This is a genomic window from Streptomyces fractus (assembly GCF_049844455.1).
Lineage (GTDB): Bacteria > Actinomycetota > Actinomycetes > Streptomycetales > Streptomycetaceae > Streptomyces > Streptomyces fractus.
In genome coordinates, this window is the sequence record NZ_JBMYHI010000002.1 from 4965953 (window position 1) to 4979428 (window position 13476).

Sequence of the window (13476 nt, forward strand, 5' to 3'; positions counted from 1 at the left end):
GATCGTGATCCCCGGTGGTGGCCAGCCCAATATGCAGCAGCTGCTCCAGCAGGCCCAGAAGATGCAGCAGGACCTCGCGCAGGCTCAGGAGGAGCTGGCGCAGACGGAGGTCGAGGGCCAGGCGGGCGGCGGTCTCGTCAAGGCGACGGTGACGGGCGGCGGCGAGCTGCGCAATCTCGTGATCGACCCGAAGGCGGTCGACCCGGAGGACACCGAGACCCTCGCCGACCTGGTCGTGGCGGCCGTCCAGGCGGCGAACGAGAACGCGCAGACGCTCCAGCAGCAGAAGCTCGGCCCGCTCGCGCAGGGACTCGGCGGCGGCAGCGGCATTCCGGGTCTCCCCTTCTGACCCCGCCGCCAACTACCGTACGTACCAAGACACAGCAACCGCAGACGACGATCTGAAGGCGAAGGCAATCCGTGTACGAAGGCGTGGTCCAGGACCTCATCGACGAGTTGGGCAGGCTGCCCGGCGTCGGTCCCAAGAGCGCGCAGCGGATCGCCTTCCACATCCTTCAGGCGGAGCCCACCGACGTACGGCGGCTCGCGCAGGCCCTGATGGAGGTCAAGGCGAAGGTCCGCTTCTGCGCCACGTGTGGCAACGTCGCGCAGGAGGAGCTCTGCAACATCTGCCGCGACCAGCGGCGGGACGGTTCCGTGATCTGTGTCGTGGAGGAGCCCAAGGACGTCGTCGCGATCGAGCGCACCCGTGAGTTCCGCGGGCGGTACCACGTGCTCGGCGGCGCGATCAGCCCGATCGAGGGGGTGGGCCCCGACGATCTGCGGATACGGGAGCTGCTCGCCCGCCTCGCGGACGGCACGGTCACCGAGCTCATCCTCGCCACCGACCCGAACCTCGAGGGCGAGGCCACAGCGACGTACCTCGCCCGCATGATCAAGCCCATGGGCCTCAAGGTCACCCGCCTGGCCAGCGGCCTCCCCGTCGGGGGCGACCTGGAGTACGCGGACGAGGTGACCCTCGGCCGCGCCTTCGAGGGGAGAAGACTCCTAGATGTCTAAGACGCCAACGCCACAGAAGTCGCCGACGCCGCAGAAGCCGTCGAAGACTCCGCAGCCGTCGACGCCCGACGCGGTCTCGCTGCATTCCACGACCCAGGACCCCGACGACTTCGCCGTCCAGATCTCGGACCAGATCGAGTCGTTCATCGTGGCGGTGACCGAGATCGCCAAGGGCGACGAGCCGGACTCGGCCGTGCCGTTCCTGCTGCTCGAGGTGTCCCAACTGCTGCTCGCCGGCGGCCGGTTGGGCGCGCACGAGGACATCCTCCCGGACGAGCGCTACGAGCCGGACCTGGGCGCCGAGCCGGACATGGACGGCCTGCGCGAGCGGCTCGCCGTGATGCTCGACCCGGTCGACGTGTACTCCGAGGTCTTCGACCCGTACGAGCCGCGCAAGGCGCCGGTCGCCGCGCGGATCTCGGACGACCTGGCGGACGTCGTCTCCGATCTGCGCCACGGCATGGCGCACTACCGCGCGGGCCGGATCACCGAGGCGCTGTGGTGGTGGCAGTTCTCGTACTTCTCCAACTGGGGGTCGACCGCCTCCGCGACGCTCCGCGCCCTCCAGTCGCTCGTCGCCCACGTGCGCCTGAACCAGCCGCTCGACGACCTCGACGGCCTCGACACGGACGAGGACCTGGCGGCGGCGGAGAGCACCCTGGAGGAGGAGGCGGGCCAGGTCATGGCCGAGGAAATCGCGGGTCCTTTGGGCCTCCGCCCGGTGAAGTAAGGGGTCGCCGGCGCAGTGACCAGCGATGTGACCCGTCCCACTTCCCCGGTTACCCCGGCAGGGGGCGGGCATGCGAGTGTCCGAGCGGCCGGAGATCGGCAAACGGAAACCTGGTGATCAAGTCGTGGGCGGGACATCTCACGGAGTGATACGGCCGGGGCGGATTTCGGCCGCTCGTTAAACTGAGCCGACCGCAGTACGCATACGTACATGTGGTGACAGACGGACTGAGCGAGGAGCGCACGTGGGCCTTGTCGTGCAGAAGTACGGAGGCTCCTCCGTTGCAGATGCCGAGGGCATCAAGCGGGTCGCCAAGAGGATCGTCGACGCCAAGAAGAACGGCAACCAGGTGGTTGTCGTGGTGTCCGCGATGGGTGACACGACGGATGAGTTGATCGATCTCGCCGGGCAGGTATCTCCGATCCCTGCCGGGCGCGAATTCGACATGCTGCTGACCGCCGGAGAGCGGATCTCCATGGCCTTGCTGGCGATGGCGATCAAAAACCTGGGCCACGAGGCCCAGTCGTTCACAGGCAGTCAGGCCGGTGTCATCACCGACTCGGTCCACAACAAAGCACGGATCATCGACGTCACGCCGGGCCGCATCCGGACCTCCATCGACGAGGGCAACATCGCCATCGTCGCCGGGTTCCAGGGCGTCAGCCAGGAGGGCAAGAACATCACGACCCTGGGTCGTGGTGGGTCCGACACCACCGCCGTCGCTCTCGCCGCCGCGCTCGACGCCGAGGTCTGCGAGATCTACACGGACGTCGACGGCGTGTTCACCGCCGACCCGCGCGTCGTGAAGAAGGCGCGGAAGATCGACTGGATCTCCTTCGAGGACATGCTGGAGCTGGCCAGCTCCGGGTCGAAGGTGCTGCTCCACCGCTGTGTGGAGTACGCCCGTCGGTACAACATCCCGATCCACGTCCGCTCCAGCTTCAGTGGGCTGAAGGGCACCTGGGTCAGCAACGAGCCGATCGAGAAGAACCAGCAAGGGGAAAAGGGCGTGGAGCAGGCCATCATCTCCGGTGTCGCGCACGACACCTCCGAGGCGAAGATCACCGTCGTCGGGGTACCGGACAAGCCGGGCGAGGCCGCGAAGCTCTTCCGGGCCGTCGCGGACGCCCAGATCAACCTCGACATGATCGTGCAGAACGTGTCGGCGGCCTCCACCGGCCTGACCGACATCTCCTTCACGCTCCCCAAGACCGAGGGCCGCAAGGCCATCGACGCCCTGGAGAAGCAGAAGGCCAACGTCGGCTTCGACTCGCTGCGTTACGACGACCAGATCGCCAAGATCTCCCTCGTCGGCGCCGGCATGAAGACGAACCCGGGTGTCACGGCCGGCTTCTTCGAGGCGCTCACCGACGCGGGCGTGAACATCGAGCTGATCTCGACCTCCGAGATCCGCATCTCGGTCGTCACGCGTGCCGACGATGTGAACGAGGCGGTGCGCGCCGTGCACTCCGCCTTCGGGCTCGACTCGGACTCCGACGAGGCCGTGGTCTACGGAGGCACCGGCCGCTGATGGCCGAGGCACCCGTGCGGCGTCCGACGCTCGCGGTCGTGGGAGCGACCGGGAGCGTCGGCGCCGTTCTGCTGCAGATTCTGTCGCAGCACGCGGACATCTGGGGCGAGATCCGGCTCGTGGCCTCCTCGCGCTCGGCCGGGCGCAAGCTCACCGTGCGCGGCGAGGAGGTCGAGGTCGTCGCGCTGACGGAGTCCGTCTTCGACGGGGTCGACGTCGCGATGTTCGACGTACCCGACGCCGTGGCCGCGCAGTGGGCGCCCATCGCGGCCGCCAAGGGCGTCGTGGTGGTGGACAATTCGCCCGCCTTCCGGATGGACCCGGATGTGCCGCTGGTCGTGCCCGAGATCAATCCGCACGCCGCGCGCGTGCGCCCGCGCGGCATCATCTCCAACCCGAACTGCACGACCCTGTCGATGATCGTGGCGATCGGTGCGCTGCACGCCGAGTTCGGCCTTCGCGAGCTGGTCGCGTCCAGCTATCAGGCGGTGAGCGGGGCGGGCCGCGCCGGGGTCGACACGCTGCGGGCGCAGCTGTCCCTCGTGGCCGGTTCGGAGCTCGGGACCAAGCCGGGCGATCTGCGGCGGGCCGTCGGCGAAGAGACGGGGCCCTTCCTCGAACCGGTCGCGCTCAACGTCGTGCCGTGGTCGGGCATGCTGTGCGACGACGGCTGGTCGTCGGAGGAGATGAAGGTGCGCGACGAGTCGCGCAAGATCCTCGGTCTGCCGGACCTGAAGGTCGCGGTCACGTGTGTGCAGGTGCCCGTCGTCACCACGCACTCCCTCACCGTCCACGCCCGCTTCCAGAGCGAGGTCACCGTCGACCGTGCGCGCGAGATCATCGCGACGGCGCCGGGCGTCGTGCTCTTCGACAACCCGGCCGCCGGTGAGTTCCCCACGCCGGCCGACGTGGTGGGCACCGACCCGACGTGGGTGGGCCGCGTGCGGCGTTCGCTCGACGATCCGGCCGGGCTCGAACTCTTCGTATGCGGGGACAATCTGCGCAAGGGTGCAGCTTTGAACACCGCGCAGATCGCCGAGCTGGTGGCGGCCGAGCTCGCCGCGATGTGAGCTGCGGCTCTTTCGGTGCCCGTGATGCGGGCAGCCCCTTCCCAAGCGTGGATCCGCTCATAAGATTCTGTGTGAGTTTTGTGTAAGGCGTTTTTCTCCCCGTCCTGCAACCACCCGCAGGGCGGGGAGCGTCTTTGCGGTCGCCCTCCTGAGGCGTCGACCGGCATCGGGCATACGGGGCATAGGGGAAGAGTGTGGTGCGCATGTCGGCATTCAAGGCCGCGTCGTCGGTGGGGATGACGAGGCCCGTCGCAAATGGGGCGCCTGACGCGTACAACCTTGACGGGGGGAAGCTTGTCCAACAGGCGTGGCAGAAGTACTGGACTTCACAGCGGTACGGGCGACGGGTGCGGCTCTGCAACCGACCCTCGTCCCCCTCGCACCCCTTGGAACCCGGCGCGTCCGGGCAGCCGGCGGCATGCCGGTGATCGCCCCCATGCCGGCGGCGCGCCCTGCGCACGTTCCGGCACAGGGTGCTGACGAGTCGATGACGCAGGCCGGTACCTCCGTCGACCATCTCACCGAGACCTATCGCGCCCATTACCGCTCCTTGCTGGGGCTCGCGGCGCTGCTTCTCGACGACACCGCCTCCTGCGAGGACGTCGTACAGGAGGCGTTCATCCGCGTGCACTCGGCGCGCAAGCGCGTCCGGGACCCGCAGAAGACGCTCGCGTATCTGCGCCAGACCGTCGTGAACCTGTCGCGGTCCACGCTGCGCCGCCGCATCCTCGGCCTGAAGCTGCTCACCAAGCCGATGCCGGACATGGCGAGCGCGGAGGAGGGCGCGTACGACATCCTGGAGCGGGACGCACTGAAGAAGGCGCTGCGCGGGTTGCAGCGACGCCAGCGCGAGGTCCTTGTCCTGCGGTACTTCGCGGACATGACGGAGGCGCAGGTGGCCGAGTCGCTCGGGATATCGCTCGGTTCGGTCAAGGCGTACGGATCGAGGGGTATCGCGGCGCTGCGCGTCGCCATGGAGGAGCCGGCATGAACCACCATCTCGACGGCGGCCCGGGCCGGGCGGCCGACGAAGTGAGTGAGCCTGTTGACGCTCCCGCACGCGGCGACGCCGGACTCGGTGACGACGAGCTCGCGGTGCGGCGGATGTTGCGGCAGGCCGTCGCGGACCTCGAGCCGTCGGAGCAGGCGCTCGACGAGCTGCACCGTGCCGTGCCCGCCCGCCGCGCGCGCAAGCGGCAGGCCGCCGTGGGCGCGATCGCCGTGGGCGTGTTCGCGGCGATGGCGGTGCCCGCGGTGCTGCACGTGACGAACCCCGACCCTTCCGGCGACCGGCCGTCCATCGCGGGCCACAGCGAGGCCACGCACGGCGGGCCGACCTCCGGCACCGCGTCCGGCGGCGCGGGGCAGGGCGACGCGGCCAAGCCGTCGCACGCCAAGGACAAGGGCAAGGACGCCAAGAAGGACAAGAAGGGCGAGGGCCGCAAGGCCGCGGGCGGCGCCACCGCGGGGGCCGACCCCGCCTCCACCGCGGCGGCCACCTCGCCGACCTGCGAGGCGAACGAGCTGGGCAGGCCGCAGGCCACCGTCGGCGCGCCCGACGGGGGCGGCAAGGTCTACGGCACGTTCCGTGTCGCGAACGTCTCGGGCTCCAACTGCACGGTGGACAGCGCCGGGTCCGTGGTCACCGTCGCGCAGGGCGCGGCCGATCCGGCCAAGGTGACCGTCGTCGACCACACCTCGGGCGACGGCTCCGGGCTGCCCGACCCGTCGACCGAGCCGAGCCAGTTGATCCTCGAACCGGGCAAGGCGTACGAGGTGCGGTTCGCGTGGGTGCCCTCCGCGTCCTGCCCCGCGACGGGCGGCAGCAGTGGGGGCAGTGGTGGCGGCGACCCGACGCCCTCGCCCTCGCCGACCGGCGACGCGACGGACGGCGGTGACGCCACGACCGGCACGGACAACACGCAGACGACCACGCAGCTGGGATCGGACGGGGGCGACGAAGGCAGCGTCGCGGTGTCCCACACGCTGGAACCGGGCGCCCCGACAGCCGCGACCACCATCTCCAACGCCTGCGAGGGCACGGTCTACCGAACGGGCCTGCTCCCGGCGTCGTAGGCAGGCGAAGGCGAGACAGCAGCGGCCGGTAATCAAGCCCCTGCGGCGATTGAGCAGCGGGGTCCGGGGCGGAGCCCCGAGGGCGGCGGACGGTCGCCCGGAAACCAACCGTGCCGCTAGACCGACGCCTCGGCCACCGGCTCCGTGATGCCCAGTTCCGCATCCCGGAGGGCCTCCGCCTCGCGGCGCACGAGGCGGAACCACATGAACACCACGAACCCGGCGAACACGAACCACTCGCCCGTGTAACCGAGGTTCTGGAACGCCTTGAGGTCGAGACCGCTGCCCTCGGGCGCGGTCGCCGGAACCGCGGTCATCCCGGAATCCGCCTTGTCGAGCGTGATCCACGCGTTGTAGACGTCGTACGGCACCAGGTTCACCAGCGACGCCGCGCTGATCACACCGACCTGTCCCGCGGGCAGGCCACCCGAGGCCGTCACCCCGTTCGAGGACGCGGACTCCGAGGCCTGGAGCGAGCCGACGACCGTGACCTCACCCTTCGGCGCGGCCGGCGCCTTCGCGGCGGACGCCTTGCCGGGCACCCAGCCGCGCACCACCGGCAGCGCCTTCCCGGAACCCTCGACCCTGAGGAGCGTCACGACGTAGAAGCCGCTGCGCTCCCCGAGGTCCCGCTGGGGCACCAGGAGCTGCTTGCCGTAGTGGCCGGTCGCCTTGGTCAGCTTCCCGGAGGTCTTCTGGTCCACGGGCAGCACGGAGGCGAGCGGCGCGGGCGCCGCCGTCTCGTTCACCTTCGTCTGCTCGGACGCCGTCTTGTGGTCCTGCACCCGGTCCTCGAAACGACTGAGCTGCCACGAGCCCATGAAGATGCACACGGGGATCGCGAGCAGGACGAAGATGTTGATCCCCCACCAGCGCGGGGTCAGGAGGAACCGGTACACACCCCCACGGTACGGGGTCCGAAATAAAGACCCGGCCACCGGCCCCTCCCTTGCCCGCCGACCGCCCGCCGGCCGGCCTCAGCTCGGCAAGTGGCGCCTCGCGAAGTCCAGTTCGAGCGCGACCTGCTTGATGCGCTCCTCCACGACGAGCGAGCCGTGCCCCGCGTCGTACCGGTAGACCTCGTGGATCGCGTCGCGCGCCGCGAGCCGGTCCACGTAGTTGTCGATCTGCTGGAGCGGGCACCGCGGGTCGTTGACCCCCGCCGAGATGTAGACCGGCGCCTTCACGTCGTCGACGTAGGTGAGGGGCGAGGACACCTCGAACCGCTCGGGCACCTCCTCGGGGGAGCCGCCGAACAGCGTGCGGTCCAGCGCCTTGAGCGCCTCCATCTCGTCCTCGTACGCCGTGACGTAGTCGGCGACCGGCACCGCGGCGAGGCCCACGGCCCACGCGCCCGGCTGCGTGCCGATGCCGAGCAGCGTCAGATAGCCGCCCCAGGAGCCGCCCGCGAGGACGAGCCGCTCCGGGTCGGCGAGCCCGGAGGACACGGCCCACTCGCGGACGGCCGCGATGTCCTCCAGCTCGATCAGGCCGACGCGGTGCTTGAGCGCGTCCGTCCACGCGCGCCCGTACCCGGTGGAGCCCCGGTAGTTGACCCGGACCACCGCGTACCCGTGGTCGACCCAGGCCGCCGGGCCCGCCGCGAACGCGTCGGAGTCGTGCCAGGTCGGCCCGCCGTGGATCTCGAAGACGGTGGGCAGCGGACCGCTCGCGCCCGCCGGCTTCTGTACGAGGGCGTGGATGCGGCCGCCGGGGCCCTCCACCCACACGTCCTCGACGGGGACGGAGGCCGGGGCCTTCATGCCGGGCGGGTCGAGCACCACGGCACCCGTGGTGGAGCGGACGACCGAGGGCTCGGCGGCCGACGACCACAGGTACTCGACGCTGCCGTCCGGCCGGGCCGAGGCGCCCGAGACCGAGCCGACCGGGGTGTCGACCTTCGTCAGCGCGCCCGTCGCGAACTCGTAGCGCCACAGCTCGCCGCGGGCCTCGAATTCGTGCACGACGAGGAGCGCCGAGCCGTCCGGGTACCACTCCGCCGACACGTCGCCCGGCAGGTCGAGCGCCAGGTCGGTCTCCTCGCCGGTGGCGACGTCCCACACCATCGGCTCCCAGCGGCCGCGCCGCTGGTGCCCGACGAGCAGCCGGGTGTCGCCGGCCACGGGCGCGAAGCCGAGCACCTCAAGGCCGAGCTCCTCGGTGCCGCCCTTGGAGTCGTCGAGCTCGGCGACCGTCGAACCGTCGAGCCGGAGCACGCGCAGGGCTCCGTGCATCGCGTCGCCGTGCTCGGTGTGCTCGATCGCGATCAGCGTCCCGTCGTGCGACAGGTCGCCGACGCCCGCGGACTCGCGGTGCCGGTAGATCTCGACGGGGTCGTCGCCGCCCGGGCGTACGACGTGGATCGTCGTGCCGTCGTCGTCCGTGGAGCAGCCGATCACGGCCGTGTGCCCGTCGCGGCCGAGGGCGAGGCCCGCGGGGTAGGACGGCGCGAGGCCGGGAACGGCCTCGACGTCCTCGCCACCCTCGAAGGGCTGGCGCAGCCAGGTCCCGAACTCGTCCCCGTCCGTGTCGTTGAACCACCAGATCCACGCGCCGTCGGGCGTGAGCACGCCGTCCGTCGTCCCGTTCGCCCGGTCCGTCGCGCGACGCTGCTCGCCGGTGGCGCGGTCCCACGCGTACAGCTCGTACGTCCCCGTCGCGTTCGACACGAACAGGGAGCGGTCCGGCGCGTCCTCGGCCCAGTCGGGCAGGGAGACCCGCGGCGCCCGGAACCGCTTCTCCCAGTCGGGCATGGACTCGGTGGCAGGCGGCGTGACCCTGTTGCTCTCAGTCATGGCCCCAGTGTGCCTGCCCCCTCCGACAATCCGCCGGGGGGCGGGCACGGCCCGACCGGAATGGTGCATTCCGAGGGGAGCGGTCGGGCCGGCCTTCGCAGGTGCTCCCGCTGAGCTGCGCCTGCTCTCCGCCTCCGGCAGCGTGGGCGTGGGATGAACAGCGCCGACGCAGTTCATCCTGCGACCGTGCGTGCTGCGACGGTGTGCCGAATGTACGCCCGGGGGCCCCGCCCAGGTATAGCCCGCGCGCATATTTGTGCGAGCGATTCGGGCTGTTGCGTCCAGTCCGGTCCTGCGCCGCGGGGCTCCGCCCCGGACCCCGCTGCTCAATCGCCGAAGGGGCTTGAATTACGGAATTACGGGTTACAGCCCGTGCCTCCTCGCCACCATCCGTTCGGTCGCCGAGCGCGGCAGTGCCCGGCGCAGCGCGAACACGAGGGGAGCGCTGCTGCCCACCGCGTACAGCGGCCTCGGCTTCCCCGCCTCGATCGCCGAGACGACCTTCGCGGCGACCTTCTCGGCCGAGATCCCGTTCGCCTCATTGGAGTTGAGGGCGGCGAGCATCGTGTCGTAGGCGGCCCGGAAGGGCGAGTCCTTCGCCACGTACTGGGTGCGGCGCTCGCTGATGCCGGTGGCGATGGAGCCCGGCTCGACCGTCGTGATGCCGACGCCGTACGGGGCGTACTCGCGCCGCGCCGCGCTCGCGAACCCCTTGATCGCGGCCTTCGACGCGACGTAGGAGGACCGGTACGCGAGCGGGAAGCTGGCCAGCATCGAGCCGACCATCACGACCCGGCCGCGCCGCCGCTCCCGCATCCCCGGCAGCAGCAGCTGGCTGAGCCGCACCGCCCCGAAGACGTTGAGCTGGAAGAGGCGCCGTACGGCGTCCATCGGCAGTTCCTCGAACGGGCCGCTCTGTGATTCCCCGGCGTTGTTGACGAGCACGTCGACCTCGCCGACCGAGCGCGCGAGGGTCTCGATGCTCTCGTCGTCGGCGAGGTCGAGCGGCAGGTACTCCACGCCCGGCACCGGCGAGGCCACCTTCCGGGGGTCCCGGCTCGTCCCGTACACCGTGTAGCCGCGCCGCACGAGCGCCGCCGCGACCGCCGCCCCGATGCCCGAGGACGCCCCCGTCACGAGGGCCGTGCCCCGCGTACTCACGCGAGGCTCCGGGCGAGCGCGCGCCCGGCGGCGCGACCGGAGAAGATGCAGCCGCCGAGGAAGGTCCCTTCGAGCGCGTTGTAGCCGTGCACACCGCCACCGCCGAACCCGGCGACCTCCCCGGCCGCGTAGAGCCCTTCGAAGACGGACTTGTCGGGCCGCACGACCTGCGAGTCGAGGTTCGTCTCCAGACCGCCGAGCGTCTTGCGCGTCAGGACGTGCAGGCGTACGGCGATCAGCGGGCCCTGCGCCGGGTCGAGGAGGCGGTGCGGCTTGGCGACGCGGGTGATGCGGTCGGGCAGGTACGAGCGGGCGTTGCGGACCGCCATCAGCTGGAGGTCCTTGGAGTACCCGTTGTCCACCTCGCGGTCGCGCGCGACGATCTCGCGCTCAACCTGCTCGTACGAGACGGGAGTTGACGGCGTCAACTTGTTCATCCCGGCGACGAGGTCCTTCAGGTTCCGCCGCACGACGAAGTCCTCGCCCTGGTCGAGGAACGCCTGGATGGGTCCGGGAGCGCCCTTCTTCACGCGCTGGAGGACCAGCTTCAGGTCCTTGCCGGTGATGTCGGGGTTCTGCTCGGACCCGGAGAGCGCGAACTCCTTCTCCACGATGGCGCGGGTCAGGATGAACCAGGTGTGGCCGTGCCCGGTGGCGGTGATGTGCTTCAGCGTCGCGAGCGTGTCGTGGCCGGGGAAGAGCGGCGCGGGCAGCCGCTTGCCCTCGGCGTCCAGCCACAGCGAGGACGGTCCCGGGATGATCCGGATGCCGTGGCCGGGCCAGATGGAGTCCCAGTTCTTGAGCCCCTCCGTGTAGTGCCACATGCGGTCGCGGTTCACGAGGGAGGCGCCGGCGCCCTCGGTGATCTCCAGCATGCGCCCGTCGACGTAGGCGGGGACGCCGGTGACCATCGACTCGGGAGCCGGGCCGCCCATCCGGTCCGCGGGCCAGTTCTTCCGCACGAGGTCGTGGTTGCCGCCGATGCCGCCGGAGGTGACGACGACGGCACGCGCGCGTAGTTCGAAGTCGCCCACGGTCTCCCGGGACGAGGCGACACCGCGCGCGGTGGCGGAGGGTTCGAGCAGCGAGCCGCGCACGCCGACGGCGGCGCCGTCCTCCACGATCAACTCGTCGACCTGGTGCCGGTACTTGAAGTCGACGAGCCCGCGCTCGGCGGCCGCCAGGACCGGCTCGCGGAAGACGCGCACGACCTCGGGCCCGGTGCCCCACGTGATGTGGAAGCGCGGCACGGAGTTCCCGTGCCCGGTCGCGGTCCCGGATCCGCGCTCGGCCCACCCCACGTTCGGGGTGACCTTCAGCCCGAGCCCGTACAGGTAGTCCCGCTTCTCCTCGGCCGCGAACCGCACATACGCCTCGGCCCACTTGCGAGGCCAGTGGTCCTCGTCCTCGCGGTCGAACCCGGCGGAGCCGAGCCAGTCGGCGAGGGCCAGCTCGTAGGAGTCCTTGATCCCCGTCCGCCGCTGCTCGGGGCTGTCGACGAGGAAGAGCCCGCCGAGCGACCAGTAAGCCTGGCCCCCGAGGTTCGCCTCGTTCTCCTGGTCGACCAGCACGACTCGCTTGCCCGCGCGAGTGAGTTCGTACGTCGCCACGAGTCCGGCGAGGCCGGCTCCCACGACGATGACATCGGCAGTGGTGTCACTCATGCGCTCTCCAACGGTGTGCTGTAGGCGTCCAGTACGTTCATGAAGAGAGCCGTGCGACGGGCCCGTACGGCCTCGTCGTCCGGCTGCAGCAGGACCTGCACGGAGGTCCCGTCGTGCACGGCCACCAGGGCGTCGCCCAGGGCCCGTTCGTCGCCGACCCGCCGGCCGAGCCGTTCCAGCGCGGCCACGAACACCGGCAGGATCGCGTCGCGGATGGCCTCCTCGCGGGCGGCCATCACCCGGCGCAGGTCCGGATTGCGCAGCGCGTGCGCGGTGAACTCGGCGGTGATCCGGAACCAGGCGTCGTCGACGGGGGTGGCGTCGATCGCGGCCCGCACGGCGGCCTCGGGATCATCCGGGTCGATACCGGCGAGGGCAGCCCGCACATCATCGAGCATCCGCGCGGACCGCTCCTCCCACAAGGCGAGAAACAGCTCGTCCAGCGACGAGAAATTCGAGTAGAAAGCGCCGCGCGTGAAACCCGCGCGCTCACAGACCTGTTCGACCGTGGAGCGCCCGAAGCCCTCCTCGGCGAACACGTCGAGCGCGGCGTCGAGCAGCCGCTGTCGCGTGCGCGCGCGCCGCTTGGTGACGGGCATCCTCGCCTCCCCGGTTGGATACGCGAACGTATTCGATACGTTCGTGTATCCACAAGGGGTGTGCGCGGGCGGTACGTCAGCCGGTGAACACCTCGACGAACGACCAGACGGCCAGCGCCAGCATGCAGAAGCCGCCCACGCGCTGAACGGTCTTCAGCGGCACCCGCTTGGCGATGAAGCGCCCGGCGACCAGGGCGAGCGCCGAGACGGACATCAGGGCCGCCCACGAGCCGATGGCGGTCGACCATGTGCCGTTCGTGGCGGCCAGGTTGGCGGTGGTGATCTGCGTGAGATCGCCCCACTCGCTGATGAACACGGCCATGAACGCGGTGCCGAAGACCGGCCAGAAACCGGTGACGGTCTTGGGACCCGCCGAGTCCTCGTCGTCCTCGTCGTCGCCGCCCTTGAGGAGCATGAACGCGCCGAACAGGAACAACAGCCCGGAGACGACCTTCACGATCCACCCGGGAAGCAGCCCGAGCAGCGAGCCCGCGCCGATCGCGATCGCCACGTGCACGAGGAACGCGGCCGACGTGCCGAACCACACGTACAGGGGCTTCATCCGGGTGCCCATGGCCAGTGAGGCGAACATGGTCTTGTCCGGGAGTTCGGCGAGGAAGATCAGCCCGAAGGCGGTGACGATCGCCAGGGGATCGAGATCCATGGGGACGCTTTCTGTGCGGGCCGGGCCTTGGTGAACCCCGCCCCGCTGCGTAGGGAGGACCACTCGACCCGGCAGCGGACACACGTAGCGGGATGCGTACGTGTGCGATGTGACTGCCTGATCGAAGGTCTCGCCCACCCGGCCCGCCCGAGGCGGTCCGAGCCCG

13 protein-coding genes are annotated in these 13476 nt (G+C 70.6%); 7 read left to right on the forward strand and 6 right to left on the reverse strand.

What is annotated here, in order from left to right; genetic code table 11:
• Positions 1-4: 4 nt before the first annotated feature.
• The 7 genes from ACP4E5_RS24480 (at position 5) to ACP4E5_RS24510 (ending at position 6427) form a co-directional block, all read left to right on the forward strand.
• Complete coding sequence (locus ACP4E5_RS24480) at positions 5-349, forward strand: YbaB/EbfC family nucleoid-associated protein (RefSeq protein WP_425832098.1); 345 nt, start codon at positions 5-7, stop codon at positions 347-349.
• Positions 350-420: 71 nt separating this feature from the next.
• Positions 421-1020: a recombination mediator RecR gene (recR, locus tag ACP4E5_RS24485; RefSeq protein WP_385763237.1), complete on the forward strand. Its 600-nt coding sequence runs from the start codon at positions 421-423 to the stop codon at positions 1018-1020.
• Positions 1013-1750: a DUF5063 domain-containing protein gene (locus tag ACP4E5_RS24490; RefSeq protein WP_425832101.1), complete on the forward strand. Its 738-nt coding sequence runs from the start codon at positions 1013-1015 to the stop codon at positions 1748-1750. The genes recR and ACP4E5_RS24490 overlap by 8 nt, the downstream gene beginning before the upstream one ends.
• Before the next feature lie 244 nt (positions 1751-1994).
• Positions 1995-3281 carry an aspartate kinase gene (locus tag ACP4E5_RS24495; protein WP_425832103.1) on the forward strand — a complete coding sequence of 429 codons (1287 nt, stop codon included), beginning with the start codon at positions 1995-1997 and terminating at the stop codon, positions 3279-3281.
• Positions 3281-4351, forward strand: a complete 1071-nt coding sequence (locus ACP4E5_RS24500) for an aspartate-semialdehyde dehydrogenase (protein ID WP_425832105.1) — start codon at positions 3281-3283, stop codon at positions 4349-4351. The genes ACP4E5_RS24495 and ACP4E5_RS24500 overlap by 1 nt, the downstream gene beginning before the upstream one ends.
• 307 nt (positions 4352-4658) lie before the next feature.
• On the forward strand, positions 4659-5342 hold the full coding sequence (locus tag ACP4E5_RS24505) for a SigE family RNA polymerase sigma factor (protein WP_425832107.1): 684 nt from the start codon (positions 4659-4661) through the stop codon (positions 5340-5342).
• Entirely contained in the window at positions 5339-6427 is a 1089-nt protein-coding gene (locus tag ACP4E5_RS24510) for a hypothetical protein (RefSeq protein WP_425832109.1), read from the forward strand. The genes ACP4E5_RS24505 and ACP4E5_RS24510 overlap by 4 nt, the downstream gene beginning before the upstream one ends.
• 116 nt (positions 6428-6543) lie before the next feature.
• On the opposite strand, the gene ACP4E5_RS24515 is transcribed toward ACP4E5_RS24510, so the two are convergent.
• The 6 genes from ACP4E5_RS24515 to ACP4E5_RS24540 all read right to left on the reverse strand — a co-directional run bounded on the left by ACP4E5_RS24515 (position 6544) and on the right by ACP4E5_RS24540 (position 13310).
• Positions 6544-7326 (reverse strand): SURF1 family protein, encoded by a 783-nt coding sequence (locus ACP4E5_RS24515; RefSeq protein WP_425832111.1) that lies wholly within the window; start codon positions 7324-7326, stop codon positions 6544-6546.
• A 78-nt stretch (positions 7327-7404) separates the two neighbouring features.
• Complete coding sequence (locus ACP4E5_RS24520; RefSeq protein WP_425832113.1) at positions 7405-9222, reverse strand: S9 family peptidase; 1818 nt, start codon at positions 9220-9222, stop codon at positions 7405-7407.
• A gap of 363 nt (positions 9223-9585) precedes the next feature.
• On the reverse strand, positions 9586-10383 hold the full coding sequence (locus ACP4E5_RS24525; RefSeq protein ID WP_425832115.1) for an SDR family oxidoreductase: 798 nt from the start codon (positions 10381-10383) through the stop codon (positions 9586-9588).
• The gene (locus ACP4E5_RS24530) at positions 10380-12047 is read right to left on the reverse strand and encodes an FAD-binding dehydrogenase (RefSeq protein ID WP_425832117.1); all 1668 of its coding nucleotides are present in this window, start codon (positions 12045-12047) and stop codon (positions 10380-10382) included. The genes ACP4E5_RS24525 and ACP4E5_RS24530 overlap by 4 nt, the downstream gene beginning before the upstream one ends.
• Complete coding sequence (locus ACP4E5_RS24535; RefSeq protein ID WP_425832119.1) at positions 12044-12646, reverse strand: TetR/AcrR family transcriptional regulator; 603 nt, start codon at positions 12644-12646, stop codon at positions 12044-12046. Before ACP4E5_RS24535 ends, ACP4E5_RS24530 begins: the two co-directional genes overlap by 4 nt.
• Before the next feature lie 76 nt (positions 12647-12722).
• Positions 12723-13310 (reverse strand): TMEM165/GDT1 family protein, encoded by a 588-nt coding sequence (locus tag ACP4E5_RS24540; RefSeq protein ID WP_425832121.1) that lies wholly within the window; start codon positions 13308-13310, stop codon positions 12723-12725.
• Positions 13311-13476 lie beyond the last annotated feature (166 nt).